At 49.0% G+C, this 19,787-nt stretch carries 17 protein-coding genes and 8 pseudogenes; 14 read left to right on the top strand and 11 right to left on the bottom strand.

Going from position 1 to position 19,787, the window contains the following annotated elements; genetic code table 11:
• Window positions 1–25: 25 nt before the first annotated feature.
• Window positions 26–731: pseudogene (locus AAC852_RS12410) on the bottom strand (IS1 family transposase).
• A gap of 65 nt (window positions 732–796) precedes the next feature.
• Between AAC852_RS12410 and AAC852_RS12405 the strand changes: the two are divergent.
• Window positions 797–1,303, top strand: a pseudogene (locus AAC852_RS12405) (IS110 family RNA-guided transposase); the annotation flags it as partial.
• A 31-nt stretch (window positions 1,304–1,334) separates the two neighbouring features.
• Here AAC852_RS12405 and AAC852_RS12400 read toward each other — a convergent pair.
• Window positions 1,335–1,508, bottom strand: a complete 174-nt coding sequence (locus AAC852_RS12400; RefSeq protein WP_340621302.1) for a hypothetical protein — start codon at window positions 1,506–1,508, stop codon at window positions 1,335–1,337.
• A gap of 352 nt (window positions 1,509–1,860) precedes the next feature.
• Here AAC852_RS12400 and AAC852_RS12395 point away from each other — a divergent pair.
• The 5 genes and pseudogenes from AAC852_RS12395 (at window position 1,861) to AAC852_RS12375 (ending at window position 5,857) form a co-directional block, all read left to right on the top strand.
• Window positions 1,861–2,829: pseudogene (locus tag AAC852_RS12395) on the top strand (IS30 family transposase).
• A gap of 365 nt (window positions 2,830–3,194) precedes the next feature.
• On the top strand, window positions 3,195–4,067 hold the full coding sequence (locus AAC852_RS12390) for a tail fiber protein (RefSeq protein WP_262947512.1): 873 nt from the start codon (window positions 3,195–3,197) through the stop codon (window positions 4,065–4,067).
• Window positions 4,067–4,228 carry a hypothetical protein gene (locus AAC852_RS12385; protein WP_156115447.1) on the top strand — a complete coding sequence of 54 codons (162 nt, stop codon included), beginning with the start codon at window positions 4,067–4,069 and terminating at the stop codon, window positions 4,226–4,228. The genes AAC852_RS12390 and AAC852_RS12385 overlap by 1 nt, the downstream gene beginning before the upstream one ends.
• A 52-nt stretch (window positions 4,229–4,280) precedes the next feature.
• Complete coding sequence (locus tag AAC852_RS12380; protein ID WP_340621301.1) at window positions 4,281–5,243, top strand: tail fiber protein; 963 nt, start codon at window positions 4,281–4,283, stop codon at window positions 5,241–5,243.
• On the top strand, window positions 5,243–5,857 hold the full coding sequence (locus tag AAC852_RS12375; protein WP_047685635.1) for a tail fiber assembly protein: 615 nt from the start codon (window positions 5,243–5,245) through the stop codon (window positions 5,855–5,857). Before AAC852_RS12380 ends, AAC852_RS12375 begins: the two co-directional genes overlap by 1 nt.
• A gap of 324 nt (window positions 5,858–6,181) precedes the next feature.
• On the opposite strand, the pseudogene AAC852_RS12370 reads toward AAC852_RS12375, so the two are convergent.
• Both AAC852_RS12370 and AAC852_RS12365 read right to left on the bottom strand, forming a co-directional pair.
• A pseudogene (locus tag AAC852_RS12370) lies at window positions 6,182–6,828 on the bottom strand (DUF4276 family protein).
• The gene (locus AAC852_RS12365) at window positions 6,825–7,916 is read right to left on the bottom strand and encodes an AAA family ATPase (protein WP_340621300.1); all 1,092 of its coding nucleotides are present in this window, start codon (window positions 7,914–7,916) and stop codon (window positions 6,825–6,827) included. Before AAC852_RS12365 ends, AAC852_RS12370 begins: the two are co-directional and overlap by 4 nt.
• Before the next feature lie 208 nt (window positions 7,917–8,124).
• On the opposite strand from AAC852_RS12365, the gene AAC852_RS12360 reads away from it, so the two are divergent.
• From AAC852_RS12360 to AAC852_RS12345, 4 genes and pseudogenes are all read left to right on the top strand, one after another.
• Window positions 8,125–8,831 (top strand): IS1 family transposase gene (locus AAC852_RS12360; protein WP_340620646.1). Its coding sequence is split into 2 segments (ribosomal slippage): window positions 8,125–8,374 and window positions 8,374–8,831, totalling 708 coding nucleotides; the frame shifts between segments, so codons are not numbered across the junction.
• 19 nt (window positions 8,832–8,850) lie between these two features.
• A pseudogene (locus AAC852_RS12355) lies at window positions 8,851–9,113 on the top strand (TraU family protein); the annotation flags it as partial.
• A 14-nt stretch (window positions 9,114–9,127) separates the two neighbouring features.
• Window positions 9,128–10,583 (top strand): annotated as a pseudogene (locus AAC852_RS12350) (integrating conjugative element protein).
• A gap of 8 nt (window positions 10,584–10,591) precedes the next feature.
• Window positions 10,592–10,927: a hypothetical protein gene (locus AAC852_RS12345; RefSeq protein ID WP_047686278.1), complete on the top strand. Its 336-nt coding sequence runs from the start codon at window positions 10,592–10,594 to the stop codon at window positions 10,925–10,927.
• A 16-nt stretch (window positions 10,928–10,943) separates the two neighbouring features.
• Here the strand turns inward: AAC852_RS12345 and AAC852_RS12340 are convergent.
• Window positions 10,944–11,710: pseudogene (locus AAC852_RS12340) on the bottom strand (IS5 family transposase).
• A gap of 229 nt (window positions 11,711–11,939) precedes the next feature.
• Complete coding sequence (locus tag AAC852_RS20185; protein ID WP_340621299.1) at window positions 11,940–12,374, bottom strand: hypothetical protein; 435 nt, start codon at window positions 12,372–12,374, stop codon at window positions 11,940–11,942.
• A 163-nt stretch (window positions 12,375–12,537) separates the two neighbouring features.
• Here AAC852_RS20185 and AAC852_RS12330 point away from each other — a divergent pair, with 163 nt between their 5' ends.
• Window positions 12,538–12,744 (top strand): hypothetical protein, encoded by a 207-nt coding sequence (locus AAC852_RS12330; RefSeq protein ID WP_340621288.1) that lies wholly within the window; start codon window positions 12,538–12,540, stop codon window positions 12,742–12,744.
• A 570-nt stretch (window positions 12,745–13,314) separates the two neighbouring features.
• Here AAC852_RS12330 and xerC read toward each other — a convergent pair.
• Entirely contained in the window at window positions 13,315–14,388 is a 1,074-nt protein-coding gene (xerC, locus tag AAC852_RS12325; protein ID WP_340621298.1) for a site-specific tyrosine recombinase XerC, read from the bottom strand.
• Between xerC and AAC852_RS12320 the strand changes: the two genes are divergently transcribed.
• The gene (locus AAC852_RS12320) at window positions 14,387–14,521 is read left to right on the top strand and encodes a hypothetical protein (protein WP_340621297.1); all 135 of its coding nucleotides are present in this window, start codon (window positions 14,387–14,389) and stop codon (window positions 14,519–14,521) included. The genes xerC and AAC852_RS12320 overlap by 2 nt on opposite strands.
• Before the next feature lie 85 nt (window positions 14,522–14,606).
• On the opposite strand, the gene AAC852_RS12315 is transcribed toward AAC852_RS12320, so the two are convergent.
• On the bottom strand, window positions 14,607–17,321 hold the full coding sequence (locus AAC852_RS12315) for a CHC2 zinc finger domain-containing protein (protein WP_340621296.1): 2,715 nt from the start codon (window positions 17,319–17,321) through the stop codon (window positions 14,607–14,609).
• 121 nt (window positions 17,322–17,442) lie between these two features.
• Here AAC852_RS12315 and AAC852_RS12310 point away from each other — a divergent pair, with 121 nt between their 5' ends.
• Complete coding sequence (locus tag AAC852_RS12310) at window positions 17,443–17,847, top strand: helix-turn-helix domain-containing protein (protein ID WP_340621295.1); 405 nt, start codon at window positions 17,443–17,445, stop codon at window positions 17,845–17,847.
• Window positions 17,848–17,920: 73 nt separating this feature from the next.
• Window positions 17,921–18,241, top strand: coding sequence for a SymE family type I addiction module toxin (locus tag AAC852_RS12305; protein WP_340621294.1), 321 nt, complete (start codon window positions 17,921–17,923; stop codon window positions 18,239–18,241).
• Between the two features lie 70 nt (window positions 18,242–18,311).
• Here AAC852_RS12305 and AAC852_RS12300 read toward each other — a convergent pair whose 3' ends face one another.
• The 3 genes and pseudogenes from AAC852_RS12300 to AAC852_RS12290 all read right to left on the bottom strand — a co-directional run bounded on the left by AAC852_RS12300 (window position 18,312) and on the right by AAC852_RS12290 (window position 19,178).
• Window positions 18,312–18,539, bottom strand: coding sequence for a hypothetical protein (locus AAC852_RS12300; protein WP_340621293.1), 228 nt, complete (start codon window positions 18,537–18,539; stop codon window positions 18,312–18,314).
• Between the two features lie 367 nt (window positions 18,540–18,906).
• Window positions 18,907–19,078 (bottom strand): annotated as a pseudogene (locus tag AAC852_RS12295) (RHS repeat-associated core domain-containing protein); the annotation flags it as partial.
• Entirely contained in the window at window positions 19,056–19,178 is a 123-nt protein-coding gene (locus tag AAC852_RS12290) for a hypothetical protein (protein ID WP_340621292.1), read from the bottom strand. The gene AAC852_RS12290 and the pseudogene AAC852_RS12295, both read right to left, overlap by 23 nt.
• Between the last annotated feature and the right edge of the window lie 609 nt (window positions 19,179–19,787).

Below are 19,787 nucleotides of genomic sequence, written 5' to 3'. Positions count from 1 at the left end.
ATTTAAATGGTCATGCTCCCAATAGTTAGATCACCCCAGTAAGATAGTATTCACGTTCAATAAACGTCCCTATCACTTTATCGTGCATCTCTTCGGATTTGAATAGCCTATTGTTTTCCGATTGAGCCTCTTGAGGCGGATACGTAGAGTCAGATTGGTTCTCTCGATACGCTGGGTAAATTTCTTCCCTCTGAGGTGCCTCCCCTCAGGAAGACAGTCATAGACGGCATAATCATCGGTACAGTAATATTGGATTTCAAAAGGTGCCAGTAGCGCTAACAGATTTTCCAGCGTTTCCCTGCTGCGATCACCAAATACATGCGCAACTACCGTTTTTCGGTTTGGTTCCCAGGCATACCAGAGCCAACGCTGATTTTTCTTATTACCAACAAACGACCATTGTTCATCGATTTCCCAGATAATTTCGATGTGGTTTCCCATCAATGGGAGTGTGGTTACCTGTCTGGGTTCGAGTTTTTTAATGTGCGGAGCACCGTGTTGATACCGACCTTTAGAGTCCGAGCGGTGTCTCTGATACCGCTGTTATTTACCGTCATATCAACGATCTGCGCTTTTACTCCGGGTTTGCAAGCCTGATAGGTGTAATTTAATTGAAAGGTTTTACGGCAGGCATAACAGTGATAACGCTGATGCCCACGACTACCTTTTCCATGTCCTTTCACATCTTCTGTTTTGTGACAATAACGACAAATCACATCAACTTTAGTCATATCTTACCCACCATAAAAAATGGGGATCTTACCACAACATCTAATTATTGGGAGCATGACCGACAGAACACGAAATCCCTGAATATCTGGTGCGTTTGCTGATGAAATTACATGCCCATTATCTTTACCTTGTTGCGCAAATATCAGAGCTGGAATCTGAATTAGAGCAGGCAATCAAAGTAGACGCTACAGCTCAACGTCTTATGACAATACCCGGTGTTGGGCCGATTACCGCCAGCTTACTCTCATCCCAGCTCGGTGACGGTAATCAATTTTCATGCAGCAGGGATTTTGCAGCCTCAACAGGACTTGTCCCCCGACAATACAGCACAGGGGGCAAATCAACCCTGCTGGGTATCAGTAAGCGAGGTGATAAAAACCTGCGCAGGTTGCTGGTTCAGTGCGCCCGCGCGTTCATGATGCGGCTTGAGCATCAGCAGGGCAGGCTTGCTGAGTGGGTTAGGGAACAACTTAGTAAGAAGCATTCGAATGTGGTTGCCTGTGCTTTGGCAAACAAGCTGGCACGAATAGCATGGGCAATCACCACTCAGCAAAATGAGTATCAGGCATGATATATAGCGGTCTAATTCAGCAGGCTATTTATTAAGCAGTTAAATACAAGTTACCCATCTGGTTTTGCGAAGACTGATTATTGATGACATGAACGGCCAGTCGGCCTGATGAATAGCCTGACAAAAAGAATGGCTCATTGAAGCCGAAGGGCTTTTTAGGTTCATCAGGCGCGGAACTCATCGTGGCGCGGGCATCCTTGCCCATTGAGACGCCGGATAGATTTAAGCAAGCCCATCATAGGTCAAAAATCAGTGTTGCAAAAATGGGGGTGACCATAGATTCTTTATAAAATTAATATATTGCGAATTTGTTGGTATTGCATGAAAAATTAGAGTGGAATGAATATTGTTATTTAAAAAAACATCCTGACTCTTTCTCATAAACATTAGTGAATTATTAATAACACCTCATTAAGGATGATGTAGTTAAATATTCAATAAGTTTAATTCACTGTTTATAATAAATAAAAAACTTGGATTCGCCTAATAAGTGCAATTTCTAAGAAAGGCGGTCAGTTGCTATAGTAGGCATCTTTCTCGCCAAAGGAAAATGCGCTATGACCTATACACAACTGACCGAAATAGAAAGATACCAGATTTTCACTTTAAAAGAAGCCGGTTTTACACAACGCTTTATCGCAACATCGCTTAATCGAGCTCCATCAACAATTAGCCGGGAATTGAGACGAAATCAGGAAGACGAGAAACACTGCCCTAAACAGGCTCAACTTAAAGCCTCAGAGCGCCGCCATACCGCGATAAAAGCTGTCAAAGTGACACCTATGATCGTCAAATTGATTAAACAGTTAACTTGGCAAGATTTGAGTCCTGAACAAACCGTCGGTTATCTCAAAAGAGAAAATATCATCTCTTTGCATCATGAAACAGTTTATAGGTTGATTTATAAAGATAAACTGAATGGTGGTGACTTATACCAGCATCTCAGAATAGCTAAAAAACCGTATCGTAAACGTTATGGAAGTCATGAACACCGAGGAAAAATTAAAAACAGAGTCAGTATTGAAAAACGCCCAAAATGTGTTGATAAAAAGCAACGTATTGGTGATTAGGAAGGCGATACAATAGTTGGCAAAGATCATAAAAGTGCATTATTGACCTTAGTTGAACGAAAATCGCTATTTACTTTCATCATTAAACTGGAAGATAAAACAGCAAAAGGCGTTGCAAAAGCGGCAACAAGACACTTATTTGGGATAAAAAATAAAGTTAAAACAATGACCTTTGATAACGGATTGGAGTTTGCTGAGCATGCCCTTATCAGTAAAAATTTAGAGGCAAAAATTTATTTTGCTCACCCGTATTCCCCTTGGGAAAGAGGAATAAATGAGAACATAAATGGATTAATCAGAGATTACTTCCCAAAGGGAACTGATTTTAATCAGGTATCAGAGCGAGAGGTGAATCTTGTGGCAAACCGATTAAATAATCGTCCTCGTAAAACGAGGAATTACAAAACACCGAATGAATTATTTAAAGGAATATCAACTCATTTACTTCGTTTATAACGGTGTTGCACTTATTATGTGAATGCAAGAAATGCCACATGATATTGTTGTTTTTTTAATGAGTATTTTGTAACTTTTCGTGCAAATTAACACTTAAAAATATAACAATTATTATCTCAATAACATTAATTATTATCAGTGGCGAGACGATTGTTATTAATTCACCCTCTATCATTTTATACCATGGTGAAAAAGAATTGAAGCTGGGATGATCTTATCATCATATTATCCTGACAAAAATATATTTTAATACAGTTAATTCAGTATTGATGAACCCATTTTATTGATGTTCACAGGCGGAGAAATATTCAACCGCCTTCATATAATTTAGTAATTTATATTGTTGATTAAATGAGGGAATAATTGTGCAAGATAAAAAGCCTGACGATAGCAGCCTTGTGACCGTTACAACACCGGAATATGTCCAGAATTCAATCAAAGAAGCGATAGAAAAACACGCCCTAAGTCGCAACCATCCAGATGCAACGCTACAAGATAAAGGATTTGTTATCCTGAGTAATGATGTCGGTAGTAATAACGAGACTCATGCAGCAACACCAAGGGCGGTGAAAGCAGCATATGATTTAGCTAATACAGCCAGCCAAAGCGCCAACAATGCGAATAGCAATGCTGATACCCGATTAGCGAAAGACCAGAACGGAGCTGATATTCCTGATAAAGATACTTTTGTCAACAATCTCGGATTGCGAGATACAGTTAATCAAGCGGAAAATGCCTTGCAAAAATCAGCCGCTGAATTATTGGCAGTTCCCATCGGCGGTATTTTAATGTGGTGCAGTGATCTACCACACCCTAATAATTTCCTGCCGATGGAGGGCGGACAAATTGACCCTAATCAATATCCTGAATTACTCAAACACTACCCTTCGGGAAATCTGCCAGACTGGCGGGGTTATGTGCCGCGTGGATGGGATAAAACCGGAGGGGTTGATCCGGAGGTTGGGAGAACACTGGGATCCTTTCAGACTGATGCTATCAGAGATATCAAGGGAGTAATCAGGACAGGTAGTCGTAAAACAGATGAGATTGACGATAATACAACGGGGGCATTCTCCACCATCGACCAAGGCAGAGGAAGTCATGTTTACACTGATGCATTTGGGGACGATGGCTACGTTTATGAGGATCGAGAATTTCGTGCATCTTACGTTGTCCCGACATCGGTTGAAAATAGGATGAAAAATGTTGCGGTGCTATTTTTAGTAAGGGGAAGGTAATGGTTCAGCCAACAGAATCTTCGGTACAATCTGATGAAAATGGATTTGCTTTATCCTATGGCTGGATACAGGTTTATTGCGTAAATACGATAAGCAGGGAATATATCGGGAAAAAACTGGAACGTACCTTTATTGGCGTGACTCTGTTTGCGGGATCGTAACTGGATGAACCCAAATTACCCAAAATGTTTATTGTTATTCAATGAGGGGATTATGCAAGATAAAAAGACTGACGATAGCAGCCTTGTGACCGTTACAACACCGGAATATGTCCAGGATTCAATTAAAGAAGCGATAGAAAAACACACCCTAAGTCGCAATCATCCAGATGCAACGCTACAAGATAAAGGATTTGTGATCCTGAGCAATGATGTCGGTAGTAATAACCAGACTCATGCAGCAACACCAAAGGCGGTGAAAACAGCATATGATTTAGCTAATACAGCCAGCCAAAACGCCAACAATGCGAATAGCAATGCTGATACCCGCTTAGCGAGAAACCAGAACGGAGCTGATATTCCTGATAAAGACGCTTTTGTCAACAATCTCGGATTGCGAGATACAGTCAATCAGGCGGAAAATGCCTTGCAAAAATCAGCTGTGGTTCAACAAACTGGGGTATCTAATGATCTTGTGATAAGCCAAAATGTGACAACCATGCTGATTAGTGAGTGCATCAAAAAAGAAGACGCGGAGCTATTGGCAGTTCCCATCGGCGGTATTTTGATGTGGTGCAGTGATCTACCGCACCCTAATAACTTCCTGCCGATGGAAGGCGGACAAATTGACCCTAATCAATATCCTGAATTACTCAAACATTACCCTTCGGGAAATCTGCCGGACTGGCGGGGTTATGTGCCGCGTGGATGGGATAAAACCGGAGGAGTTGATCCCGAGGTTGGGAGAACACTGGGATCCTTTCAGGCTGATGCTATCAGAGATATCACGGGAGTAATCAGGACAGGTGGTCGTAAAACAGATGAGATTGACGATAATACAATGGGGGCATTCACCACCATCGACCAAGGCAGAGGAAGTCACGTTTACAGCGACGCATTTGGGGACAATGGCTACGTTTATGAGGATCGAGAATTTCGTGCATCTTACGTTGTCCCGACATCAGCTGAAAATAGGATGAAAAACGTTTCGGTGCTATTTTTAGTAAGGGGAAGGTAATGGTTCAGCCAACAGAATCTCCGGTACAATTTGATGAAAATGGATTTGCTTTATCCTATGGCTGGGTACAGGTTTATTGCGTAAATACGATAAGCAGGGAATATATCGGGACAAAACAGGAACGTACTTTTATTGGTGTTACTTTGTCTGCGGGATCATATCTGGATCCCCCTAAACTGCCCAAAACTCCGAATAAGATGATTTGCCGGGCAGTTGACGGCAAATCATGGGAATACATATCGGATTACCGGGGTAAAACGGCATACCATATTCAGACTCGTCAGCACATTGAGATAACAGAAATGGGGGATATTCCCACTGAACTAACGCTACTGAAACCGAAAACCCCATTTGATGAATGGAATGGTACACACTGGGTGACAGATATTGAGGCTCATAGTCAGTATGAAGTGCAGCAGGCAGAATCTCAGAAGCAACAATTTCTGATTGATCTTTTTCACCGGATTGCTCCACTACAGGACGCCGTTGATCTAGATATTGCTACAGATGAAGAGAAAACTGCATTGGTCGAATGGCGCAAATACCGGGTACTGCTTAATCGGGTAGATTGTTCTACAGCTCCGGATATTGTTTGGCCTGAACAGCCAAAGTAACGATAGGATGTATAACCTATATTGATCTGACATCAATACAGACAAGGACGTCTAACAGACCCCTCCATGAATATATATCTTACTTTGCCTATAGAACATACATCATAACAGGGGGCATTCCATTGATTGATAGTCATCGGGAAAATGTTGAACATCTGTGATGAGCAACATCTACAATCCATTCTTGGTGGAGGATCACTTGTCGAATCGCTTTCCGCTGAAATTCGGTGGAGTATTAGGGCCTTGTTTTTCCAGTTTTATGGTATCCCCACATTGATATTAATCAGCATAGCAGGTCTGTGGGGATCCAGGATTATTACCCCATTACATTAGCATTGTGGTCAGCTTATTTAGCCACTGACTGAAATGCGGACATTGGGAACGAATGGTATCTAAGCCAATATCACCAACGATCAGTGGGCCATGTAATGTTTTATGATAATTGGGAATGATGGCCAAAATGCGTTTAGATGGCGCAGTTTGTGGGCTGTTATTGATATCTTCAGGCGTATCAAATGTATCTTTGATCGCTTGTAGTGCGGCAATCGGGGCATTGTCATCAAGCCAGTCTGCAAATTTTTCGGGTTGGCAGAATAGTAAGGCTTCAAATTCATGCAATAACAGATTGGGAATAAAATTAGCCTGTCCGATATCATTTGCAAAAGCCTGCTCCAGTTGCACGACCCGTTCGTTAGCAGTACTATCTCGTTGTGCATTATAGTCAGGGAAATCGGTAGGCAAGCCGTAGTAGTCGATAAGTGTGGTGACGAATGCGCCGGGATCTTGTCGGCATAAGCGGGTAATTTGGTGTTTTACTTTGCCATAACTCGTGACCCACCTTTCTGGCTGGAACTTGTCTGAGCTAATATGGGGGTCAGGTAGATCTGTTGTGCAAAAAAATAAGGCGCCAGCACATCCCGCACGAAAGTTTCTTCCGTCTGTCCTTCTACAAAAACATTGATACGGATCATCGCTGTGGTCTCCCGCCGAGTAAATTTTTCTTCCATAATTCACCCAGGCTATAGTCTTCAAGCCATTCGGACAGCGTTTCATTATCCAGTCGCTTAAAAGTGGAAGTGCCTTGTTGTTTGTCGACCACAATCAGGTCATCAGCATCAAACTGGTTGACCAGCTCAACGGACTGAGTAGAAATAATTAGTTGGTGTTGATTACTGGCATTTTTAATCAGCCCGGCCAGTACGTTGATCGCATAAGGATGGAGTCCCAGCTCGGGTTCATCAATAATAATCGAGTCGGGCATGTAATCTTCGGGCTGTAGCAGCACTGTTGTTAATAAAATAAAACGCAACGTGCCGTCAGATAATTCACTGGCTTTAAAAGGAATGTCCTGCTCTTTTTCTGTCCATTCAAGCTGAATGTAGTCGGCATTATCCGGTGTAGGCCGCAAGTAAAAATCACCAAAAAAAGGTGCAACCATCTGAATAGTTTTGATAATGCGGGTGTAATGTTGCCGGTGATGTTTTTGCAGGCGATACAGAAACGCCGCTAAATTAGCCCCATCTTCCCGCAGATAATCATTATCATTAATACGGTGAGTTTGTTTAACTTTGGCACTGTCGCTCGTGTCATGAAAATGATATACCCGCCAACGAAGTGTGGTTGGTAAGGTGTCATTTTCAAGGCTTGTATGATATTGATTAATCTGAAATTCAAAATGTCCTGCACCAATATCATATTCTTTCTTACTGTCGCAAAAGAGTGATTCATGACGAAACATCATGCGGTTATCATTAGTCGGTTCCAGTTCAAATTGATAACCATTATGACCAAAAGAAAGTTCGGCACGCATAAACTCGGTTTTTTTACGACCAAAATGCAATAGGGTGTCAGGGCCACCCATTCTGCCAACAAGAGATTGTAGGCGCTGCTCGAGTAGTACGGAGGCTAAACGAAAGAAACTAATGAAATTGGATTTTCCGGCACCATTGGCCCCAATAAGGACATTCAGGCTTCCTATTTGTAAATCACATTTTGCGATAGATTTGTAGCCTGTTATCTTAATTCTGCTTAAGTGGTCATTATTCGTTATTGGTTTCATAATCTTGCCTTTTCAGCATCATGTGACTCAATTGTGCCTTATTATACACTTTTTCTGACGGCGGCCTGATGGATATAACCTTGGTCAAGTACACCTGCTAGACTGAGTCGCTTATTTTTAGAGAATGCGCAAATAGGCAGGTTTTTTGGTCATGCTCCCAATGGTTAGATATTGTGATAAACTCCTTACTTTTTATTCTGGGTGAGATATGGCTAAAGTTGATGTGGTTTGTCGTTACTGTCATAAAACAGACGAGGTTAAAGGGCATGGAAAAGGGCGTACTGGGCACCCCCGCTATCACTGTTATGCTTGCCGTAAAACCTTCCAACTGAACTATACCTACCAAGCCTGCCACCCCGGCATGAAAGAACGAATTATTGATATGTCCATGAATAACGCTGGTGTCAGGGACACGGCTCGGGTTCTGAAAGTCGGTATTAACACGGTCATTCGCACATTAAAAAACTCACGCCAAGACAAGTAACTACGCTGCCGCTTTCGGGCAGTGAAATTCATATTGTCTGTGAAATAGACGAGCAGTGGTCATTTGTCGGTAATAAAAGAAATCAGCGCTGGCTCTGGTATGCGTGGGAGCCGAATAGGAAACGGGTAGTGGCACATGTGTTTGGGGATCGCAGCAGGAAGACGTTGAAAAAGCTGCTGGCACTCCTATCTCCTTTTACTATCCGGTTTTACTGTACAGATGATTATGCCGTTTACGATTACCTGCCTAAGAAAAAACACCTCACGGGAAAGAAATTTACCCAACGTATCGAGAGAACGAATCTTACGCTTCGTATCCGGATAAAGAGGTTGAATAGAAAGACAATAGGTTATTCCAAATCCGAAGAAATGCACGACAAAGTGATAGGTACGTTCATTGAGCGTGAATACTACATCTCATCACCGATCTAACCATTGGGAACATGACCCCCGTATAGGGCAACCCCATGTTTATCAGACACTGAAAGGCACACGTACTGATGGCTACTGGCCACCTGAATCGGTCATCGAAAATACTGGCATCAAAAATCACCAATGGCAGCGGTTATCACCGACATTAAGTCAATCCTGCGCCGTATTTCCGGACGGGGAACACACGGCGGCAAGTAATGGCAATCAGGCGTTGCCCTGTGGCAGCTTTACAGTTGCTGTCAGCGGCGTGGGCAGCGTTTTCTCAGCAGTACGGATATCTGAAAAAGGGATAAATCATGGCGAAAATAAATACGTTATGGCTGATAGTCGGTGGACTGGTCATCGCTTCTTCGCAGGCTAACGCTACGGGGTTGTCTCTGACATTACCGCAGGTGAACCGCAGTGCACTGGGCTATGGGGCAGAGGCCAGCGGTGCGGTGTCCGATACGCTGTTCTATACCCTGGGGGGCGGTTCGGTGATATCTGAACCCGCCCGTCGCAGTGGCTCTGCCACACTTGGCGGGTTGGAGCTGGGCTGGCGTTCAGATTTAATGTGCGGCAATTTTGACCTGAAAACCACCGTCAGCAATCAGTTGAACGGGATCACGGCCGGGTTCAAGAACCTGATAGGGGATGTGATTCAGGGGGCCACCGGTGCCGTGGCCAGTCTGCCGACGATGATTATCCAGCGGGCTAATCCGGGGCTGTATGACATGTTGACTAATGGCGTGTTGCAGGCCAATGTGGCGTTCGACAAAGCCCAGTTCAATTGCCGGGCAATGGCCAATAAAATGATGGATTTTGCGCAGAATACCAAATGGACGCAGTCGGCTACTTTGCAGGAATACAAAACGCTGGTTAACAGTGGCGATGGTGATGCGGTGCGTGTGAATAACGCCGGCAGCAAAGCGACGGGGGCCAGCGGACATGCATGGATTGGCGGGCAACGACAGGGCGGTAAGGGCCCGCATGCCATTCGTCCGACCTGGGATTTAGCCAGTGCCGGCTTTAATATGATGAATCAGCTGCCGGTACTGAGCCAGTCGTCGGTCAGTGGCCTGAAGTGTGAGAGCAGTGCCTGCCGTAAATTCAGCAATGCGCAAGAAGCGGCTGAGGCGGTGGTCAGCGTGCTGGGCGACCGGGCCATCCGGACCTGTACCCAGGCGGCAGACTGCACCAGCGGCGGAGAGAAACACCAGCCGGGCACCACCGTCGCGGGCACGGGTTTTGCCCCGATGCTGGAAGCACACACGAAAACCAATACGGAACAGCTGGTGAAGCTGGTCAGCGGCACGGAAAAACCGACGATGGTCAATCTGACGAAACTGAAAACCGGCAGTCTGACGGTAACTAAAGACTTTACCATACTGGAACAGGTGTGATTCAGGCGTTGCAGCGCGACCCGGACAAAGCTGCCCTGACGGGGCGTTTAGCGGGGGAGCTGGCGATGGCGGAAACTGTGGAAACGGCGTTACTGATGCGGCGGATGCTTATTATCGGGATGTCCGAACCCAATGCGGCGGCACAGTCAGAAGCGCTGGCCGAAGGGGAACGCCGGATTGCCGCGCTGGACCGGGAAATCAATGCCCTGAAGAATGAAATGCAGCTGAAACAGGCCCTGTCCCGTAATGCCATCCTGACCATTTTGAGCGGGATACCCAGCGCATCAACATGCATCCGCAAAAACAGGTGCCGGACAGTACCGATGCGCGGTTTTATCAGCTGGAAATGCCCAGTCGTGCGCGCAGGTAAGGCGGATGATGACAAAGAAACATGCAGTATTCCGAAAAGGTGTTGTGCTATCACTGCTCATCGTGTTGGTGATGGGCATCACTTTGGCGACAAGCTGGGTCGGGCTGCATCAGGCAGAAAAACTTGACCGTATTCACCACTGGGTGACCGAAACCGGGGGAGTCTGGTTCGTCTGGCGGTTGGGCCTGTATGTGTTACTGGGTTGGGGCGGTCAGAAAATCTGGCAAAGAACAAAGCACCAGCCGGAATACCGCGCAACGCTGATACGGATGATGGCCGTCAGTCTGCTGTTTATTCTGTTGGGTGAATATGCCCCGTCAGGCCATATTGAGGGAATACGATGACAACTAGATAGTGTCGTCATGAGATACTTAACCAAAGAGCAAGGCAACGGATTTGGACCGCGGCAAGAAACGATGCACTATTTTTGGCATAGCGGGTTGCTATGCCACGCCAGCGTTTAAGATGAAGAAACGCATTTTCAACTAAATGCCTGAGTCGATAGAGGTCTCGATCATATTCTCGTTTCACTTTGCGATTTTTTCGGCCGGGAATTTGCGCTGCCATGCCTTGTTTTTTTGCTTGTTCAACAACGGTATTACTGTCATAGCCCCGATCCGCTAATAAATGTTCTGCCTCTATTCCGTCAATCAAGGCCTCAGCTTGTGAGCAATCCGCTGTGGGACCGCTTGTAATAAGCGCTCTGATCGGCATACCATGCGCATCCACGGCCAGATGTATCTTTGTATTGAGCCCCCTTTTGTGCGCCCCATATCCTGATTGCCTCCTGCCGCTCCTGCGGCATGGGGATGAACCTTAATATGACTGGCGTCAATCATCAGCCATTCGAAATCGGGTTCAAAGATGAGTTCTTCAAGCAGTCCTTCCCATACGCCTTTGTCCCGCCACCGACAAAAACGGCGATGCGTATTTTTCCAGTCGCCATAATCGGGCGGTAAATCTCGCCAGGGTGCGCCTGTCCGTAAAATCCAGAACACGGCATTAATAAATAATCGATTATCATAAGCAACACGCCCCCAGGCCCCCTTACGCCCCGGTAGGTGAGGTTCAAGCAAACTCCAAATATGATCGGAAATATCGTGACGGCGGTGTGCGGGTGTGCTCATGGTTAAGTCATCCATTCATGTAATATAGGGTGATTATTACATGAATTTATTTATGACGACACTATCTAGCTCATTCACTAACATTCTACAATCAAACCCGTGTGACGATAGCTCTTTGGGATATTTAAAAAATAGAGGGCATCCATAGTAACTTGATGATAATATGGGTGATTTTCTGCCTCCAGATTTGGTTTCAAATAGCGTTATAGTTGCATAAGCTTTTCTCATATTATTTCCTTGGCAATGGTGAATAATTTAATATAGTAGGTTTTAAATTCACCAAAAGATCATTTGGAAGAACATAGGCAGGGATACCTCCATCCACCTCAGCATAGAATTTAGGGTCACTGAGGAGTATATTTTTAGGAATTTCTGTTTTTACAATTGTGTACGGCTCATCATGAAAAGCTAAAACTGCTTTTTTCCCATATTCAGAGGCTTTCTCGCCCGAAGTGGTAAAATATTTCGTTTCAATCCCTGGCGGACTATTAAAGGCATTTGTCTGTTTTATATTGTTTAACTCACTGGGGCTTACCGCTCTATATAGCGGAACTATTTCGGGTTCTGGCGCTTTAGGTAAATCTGGTGGACACTTTTCTAACCCGTATGGATCAACAAAACCGGTGGGATTATGGACGTATCCATAGGGATTCAGCCCGCCCATCAGCCCGATGGGGTCTTAGGGCAGGTTCCGGTGCGGTTATACTTTTTTAAGCGATTTTTCCTTATCTATCAGGTTGTTAAAGAACCCCTTTTACCTGTTTCGCCCATTCCTGCGAACCTAAAATGCCGAAGTGCGTTTTTGGCCTGTTTTTACGCTTGCGCCGATGTGCAGTATAGCGCCTCTGTTTCTTATTGATGGAGTAAACAACCTGATTTTGTGCGGTTTTTCACTTTCGGCAACGGGCGAACGCTGCCCGGCTTGCCGGGCGGCGGGCGCGCGTTCTGCGGGTGCGGGTGGCAGAGAACCCGCAAGCGGCGCTCTGCGACGCTCTGATGCACGACAGCTTAAGAAGAGGCACGGCTTTGAATGACCGCTTGATGCAAGGGAAGCCCCCTCTGGGGGCTGCACGGGGCGGCGATGGCGAGCACGGTAACGAGCAAGGAGCGCAGCGACTGCGAGCCGGGCGCAGCCAGGGCAGCAGGGTTGGGGCGGGGGAGGTAAACCCGCGGAGGCCGCAGGCCGACCTGCCTACAGGGATGTTTGCCAGAGGATAGCAAGGCTGCTAAAGAAGGCGCGTGTTTGGCTGGACGTTAGCACGGTGTTCCGGTTCGGCGCGGTGTTTGCCGAGGACTGGCTCAGAAGGTCAGAGCAGAAGGCGAAGCCTTGTGCGGTGGCACCCCGCGGGGCTGAACAGCGGGGGCGCCAGACATAATGTGGATTATACGCTGCGAACCGCTCACCGATGCCGTTGACTGGCTGCGAGGCCGCCCGGTGAGTGGCGTATAATTCCCCCACATTATGTTGCGTGGGCTTTGGGCGGCCTGCACTGACTCAACGGGGACACGGTTGTTCAGGCCGACCATTGCCCACGTACCCCCGCAGACACCGAGGCCGACGGGCAGTCCGGCCACGGTCTGCCCCTGCACTGAACCCAGCAGACTCAACGGGGTAGATCGGGCTGTCCGGTACGCTGGGGTTTCGGTTCGGCATTAGACTCGCCGCTGGCATGGCCTGAGCCGCTCTCCCGTGCGGCTGTGCTGACCTCTGTTGCTGGCTTCGCCTGCGTGTCACGCTCTGCCGGGTGTGTCTGCTGATGTACCTGCTTTAACTGCTTGATAGCCACCCGTGTGTAGACCTGGGTCGTGTTGAGCTTCTCATGCCCCAGCATCGCCTGGATATGGCGGATATCCGCGCCGTTATCCAGCATCTGCGTCGCCATTGAGTGCCGGAACAGATGGCAGGCTCCCGGTTTGTCTAACTGCGCCTGCTGCCGGATGGCCTTGCCTGCGATTTGCGTCAGGTGTCCCAGACTCAGCGGCCTGCCCTTTTGTGAGATAAACAAGTAGCCGCTGTCGTGCTGTGCAGCCAACTGAGGCCGGACGTGTTCCAGATAGCGTTTCAGCCAGCCCAGCGCCCGCTCACCGACAGGCACAACCCGGTCTTTATTCCCTTTGCCCTGATTCACGACGACCGCACCGCGTTCGAAGTCGATGTCCCCCCGTTGGAGCTGGCGTAACTCCATGCGCCGGATGCCGCTGCTCCAGAGGATTTCCAGCATCACCCGGTTGCGAAGTCCCAACACACTCTGATCATCAAGGCTATCCAACACCTGCGTGGTTTCCCGTTCACTCAGGATCTGCACCGGCAGCCGCTTTTCTTCTTTCGGCAACACCATCTGCTCGGCCGGGTTATAGAGGATGTGATGGCGTTGCAGCAAGTAGCGGAACCACAGCCGCAGGGCGATCAGCCGTTCCCGCTGACCGTTATTGCCGTAAGGCTGGCCATCGGCTTTACGGTAAGCCCGCAGATACCGCTGCCAGCTTTCCAGTAACACCAGTGTAACCTGTGCGGGGTAACGCACCGTGCGCTGTTCGCACCAGTCGATAAAGGGTAGCAGGTAGCTACGGTATGTTTCCCGCGTGCGGTCAGCCCGGCCTTGTGCCAGCAGCGTGTCGAACCACGCTTCGAGCTGTTGGCGCAGTGTGATCAGGGTGTTGTCGTGTGAAGTTATCATGCGGATTGTCCTTTTTGTGATGGAAGCTATCCGGCAGTACGGTATGACGGGAAGTTTTTATTGTGTTGCCGGAACAGTGTTTTTTGATATTGTCCAACTTGCGCGCCGTCAGCCCTGTATGGCTGTGGCCTGATAGCCATTTTGCCTGCCCCAACTTGAGACCAACTTGACCCCAACTTAGGGGCAACTTGCGCTGTTTTCAGTCCAACTTGCGGTAATCATACTGGCACGATCAGGCCGCTTAAGTGGGCGCTGTCGCCGTCACCGTCCCACAGCAGTTCGTATTGCAGCAGATGCCCGCGACTGCCGCCGTGGATCAGCAGGTATTCCATCTCAGCCAACCGCTGGCAATGCACTTTGAGTTGATTATCACTCCATTGGGTAAAGTCGCGGATATCCCGCCGGGTAAAGCGCACTTCCCGTAACGTCTGCTGCCCGGCCGCGGCCATCTCGTTCGCCATCTGTTGGATCAGTAATAACAGCTTGCGCGTCTGCGGCGGCATTTCGTCCAGCGTCCGGCCTAAGATCTCGTGCGCCAACTGATTGGCCAGCCGGATATCGTCTTTGCTGACTTCGATATATTCAAGCCGCTTGCCGCGATGCTCAGTGCTCTTGATCTCCCGTTGATACTGGTGCAACAGCGCAATACTCTGAATGAGCGTCAGGTATTTCATATGGTCACGGCGGGTGCGGGTTTTGTCTGACAGGAACGTCAACTGGCTGGCATACGGATTGACCACATTCAGCGGTTTCAGCAACCGCTGGGCGTTCTGGTGCAACGTGGTGAGATAGTCCCGCTCATTTTCAGCCAGCAAGCCTTCGAGCGTCTGCTTTTGCCGTTGCAACGCATGGATCGCTTCGGTCTGTTCGCGGGATTCATTGACCGTCAGCACCAGACAGCGGTTCAGCAGCTCTTCATCCACATCGATGGCGGTCGTCGTTAACATCAGCATCACCGGGCCTTTGACGGTGTAGCTTTTGGTGACGAGATTCCCGGTCGCTTCGTCCTTGCCCGTACTCGCCATCGTTAACTCGCCGTCTGACTGCAACAGCTTGAGCGCATACGCCGCCTGCCGCACGCCTTCTTCTTCGGCGATAGCTAAAATCTTGTGCTGGAGATTGGTTTCACCGAGATAGAACAGGCTCTGGCCGGTCATGGCGCTGTACTGGATGCGCTCTTCTGCCGGGATCAGGTTCAGCACCGCCTCCATCAGGCTGCTCTTGCCGGCGGCACTGCTGCTTTGGATCAGGACGGCTAAGGGTTTGGGCAGTTTACGGCTCACGGCCGCCAAAAAGCCTGCCAGTAAGTTAGTGGATTCGCCAACCACACCACAGGCCGCTAAGTCAGCCGTAATCCGGGCGGTCAGGTAGGGATCTTGCAGCAAGGCCAATGCGGCTGCCTGTTCGGTGTCGCTCATTTCGGGGACTTTGGCGACGGATGCCGCACCGCCCTGCTGCTGCCACTGCTCGACCGCCAGTAACACCTGACTCAGTGCCCGCCGGAGGTCGCCTTCGGTCAAGCCCAGCTCAGCGGCGGCCATGCGGGCGTAACTGTTGCGTGAGCGCCCGCTTATCAGATCAACCCCGTCGGCGAACAGCACGCCGCTTTGCGTGTCCAGCACCTGCGCATTGAGTTTCATCGCGACAGCACCGGCTTTCACCGCACCCAGACCGCGCAGACACCATTGCAGTGTGCCGACCGAGATCAGCAGCTCGCCATGATCACCGGACTCACAGACCACATTCGGCGTCACGTTGGGTACAGGTTCAGCCGCTAAAGGGGAAGCGGATTCTGACACCGTGTCCGGCTCCGGCGTCTGGCGCACAAGGGCTACCATATCCGCTACCTCCTGCATCGGTATGGCACTCTCAAGCAGCAGGGCAAAGGCGGTTTCCGGCTCGGCCACCTGACAGAGGTATTCGTTGGCATCCCTGCCCGGTGGGAACACCACGCGCAAGGGCGTAATCCCTTTGGCAACCAGTGCGGCCGCCAGTTTCACCGCCGCCTCATTGCCTGCGGTATCATTATCAAAGGCGATCAGCACCTGCTTAATGCCGTGCTGTTCAAAGGCTTGCCAGTGGTCATCCGTCACACCATGCACCCCATACGCCGCCGTGACATGGCGTTGCCCCGTCACCCAGAACGACATCGCATCAATCAGCGATTCACACAGGATAAGCGTTTTGGACGCACCCAGAGCCGCTGCATTCCAGACGCCGTGATGTGCCCCCGGCAGGTACAGATGGCGGATAACTGACGCCCGCAGATCATCACTGATCATGCGCCCGTACAGTTCGTGGACTTGCCCCTGTGCGTCCATCACCGGCACAACCAGCGAACCACGCAGGTGCTCCCGCCCGTTCTCCCGCAGCACCCCGACCGCTTGCAGACGACGGCGGATTTCCGCCCCGGCCTTGTACTTACTGGCAGGCAGGCGGTAAGCGAGCGTTCGGTTGGCAAAGCCGAGTTTAAAATGGCTGACCAGCTCAGGATGGTTGAGCCGCCGTTTGGACAGATAGGCCTGGGCTTCCGGTGCATTGAGCAAGGTATGGTGATAAAACTCAACCACCCGTGACAGCAGCACCTGTTGCCCGATGGCATCACTGGCCAGCTCTTCCGGTTGCACCAGTGGCTCCACCGCCGGATTGTGCCCCAGCACCGCTTTTAAGCGTTCGGCGGCATGGCGCAGGCTTAACCCTTCGGTTTTCATCACCCAGTCCAGCACCGAGCCGCCGGCATCACAGCCAAAGCAGTGATAGAGGTTTTTTGACGGTGTGATCACCATCGAGGGCGTTTTCTCCTCATGGAACGGGCACAGCACGGTCATATCTTTGCCGCGCTTAAACAACTGCCGCCCTTGCTGCTCAATGATAGCAACTAAAGAGACCGCGGTTTTCAGGTGCTGTAATTCTGCGTCGGGTATCCGTGCCATGCTGTTAACTCCTAAATCCTGTCAAGATTTAAATTGACTCTTAATTGGATTTATTTATAATCCTTTTAGGAGCTACTTGCAACCCCTAATTCAGACAAGCCATTACACTAACGGAGTCACTATGCAAACAGAGTTTTTGATTATGCAAAATGCTGAACTCCGCAAAGAGTTTGGGGTACGTCTCAAGGCACTACGTAAGCAGAAGGGATGGCCTCAAAAAGAACTGGCAGGAAAAGTTGAGATTCGTTTTCAGCAACTGAACAAGTACGAAAGCGGACTTAATATTCCCCCTGCTGAGATGATGGTTAAGCTGGCTGATGTGTTAGGGGTCACGGTGGATTATCTGCTGACAGGTAATCCTGTTGAAGATTCACCGTTGGCTAACTCTCGGTTATTTCGACGCTTTCAGGTTCTGGAACGACTGGCACAGGAAGATCAGGAAACGGTTATCAAGATCATTGATGCCATGATCGCCAAGCAGCGTATGGAGTCTGCATTACTGCCCGTTGATGAACCGGAGGGATAAAAATAGCGCGGCGCTGATGTGTTGAGACCACACCAACGCCGCTCACCACAACCAACTATCTAGGAGTTGAATGATGGCTAAGGCGCATTCTAGGCAAAACCGTGCCGTAAATAAAGCGGCAAAAACAGAACGTTATTACACCGTGGGATACGTGCCGCAAAATGGCAGGCCGAACCCCCGACCCGCGATAAATTTAACGGGAAGGTGGCTTAAGGCGGCGGGGTTTGAGATTGGCGGCACACTGACCGTTAAGATTATGGACGGTTGTTTAGTGCTTATTCCTGACAGCAACGAGACTCACAGCCTCAAACAGCAATACCAGCGCCAGCGAGAGCAAATCAGTGAGATTAAGCTGCGGATGCGGGAACTGATTGGCGATTACAACAGCAACTAAGGGCAGGGAATGAGCGGCTCTTAAAAAAATAAAGCCGGAAGATCACAGGGATCTGTCCGGCTTATCCAACTCAGAAAAGATTATCTTGGATAAAAGAAATAACCTCCTCTTTACTTAATTCAAACTCAGGACCGGCATCCATTCCTTTCAAATAATCCACGACATATCTCAGTTTTTCATCGTCTATATCGTAATCAAGGTAAAATTCATATGCATATCTGGCAATATTGGAAGGTGTATAATTCTCTTGCAATGTTCTATTTAGACCATTTATGAATATATGGATTAATTCCTCCATCAGATACCCCCCTGTTTACAGTTAATAGCTTTTCCTGTATTAGTTGCCAAACCTGCATCTATATCTGCTTTGGTTGGCGGATAATGAGGTAAATTAAGGACTTGACCATTCTGCATCTTAGGATGCACACGATTAACTTTACCCTCATGGTTATAAGTTTCTTCCCATGATCTCACACGACCTGTGGCTGGATTCCACTCTGTAACATGAGAACGTCCACGTGTTGGCCCTGGATTTCTAGCTAATGCTTCTTTGTCGTAATAACGTATTCGACCATCAGGTAAGTGACGAACATTTACAGCAGTTCCTTGAGCTTTTTCCAGTGCTCTAATCTTTCGTTGTAATAATTTGGCATTATGTGCACTCGTTAACCCAAAAGGGTCAACCCAAGACAGCGGATTATGCACATACCCATACGGATTCAGCCCGCCCATCAGCCCGATGGGGTCCGGCGAGATATATTGCCCAGCCACCGGCGAAAAATACCTGTACCGATTGTAAACCAGCCCGCTCTCTTCATCCAGCCACTGGCCGGCGAAGGGGCATCATCTCGGAGGCAGTCATACCCGCACGACCTCGCCAGCCCGCACAGGACAAGGCTTCCGAAGTGGCAGATTGAGCCGATTTTGCCCCGAGCATTTTTTGACCCCGACGCCCCTTTTGGGATTATTTGCCACACTACCGCCGCAAGCTGTGGTGCAGTATAGCTGACTGGTTTCCTTTTGATGCGCTGAACAACCTGATTCTGTGAGGTTTTTCACGGCAACGGGCGAACGGTGGCCGGCTTGCCGGACGCCGGGCGGCCGTTCTGCGGGTGCGGGCGGCACAGAGCCTGCAAGCGGCGCACTGCGACGCTCTGGATCACTGACGCTTCAGACCGGGCGCAGCCAGTACCGCAGGGTTGGGGCGGGGGAGGTAAATTAACGGAGGCCGCAGGCCGACCTGCCTTCAGGGGGGGTTGCCCAGGTAACGCAAGGCAGCTAAAGAGGAAGAGAAGGGGTTTTAGCTGAACGTGGGCACGGTGTTTCGGTCTGGCGCGGGTTTTTGGCAGGCATCGGCTCAGAAGTTTAGAGCAGAAGGCGCCAGCCTTGTGCGACGGCACCCCGCGAGGCCGGACAGCGGGGGCGCCAGACATAATGCAAATTGTGCGTTGCGAGCCGCTCCCCGGGGGGCGGCGGGACTGCATGACTGCCCGGCGAGTTTCGCACAATTTCCCGGCATTATGTTAAATGGGCTTTGGGCGGCCAG

Source organism: Xenorhabdus siamensis (genome assembly GCF_037996745.1).
GTDB classification, from domain to species: Bacteria; Pseudomonadota; Gammaproteobacteria; order Enterobacterales; family Enterobacteriaceae; genus Xenorhabdus; species Xenorhabdus indica.
Note: the sequence above shows the minus strand (reverse complement) of the source record. Positions and strands in the feature narration are given on the sequence as shown.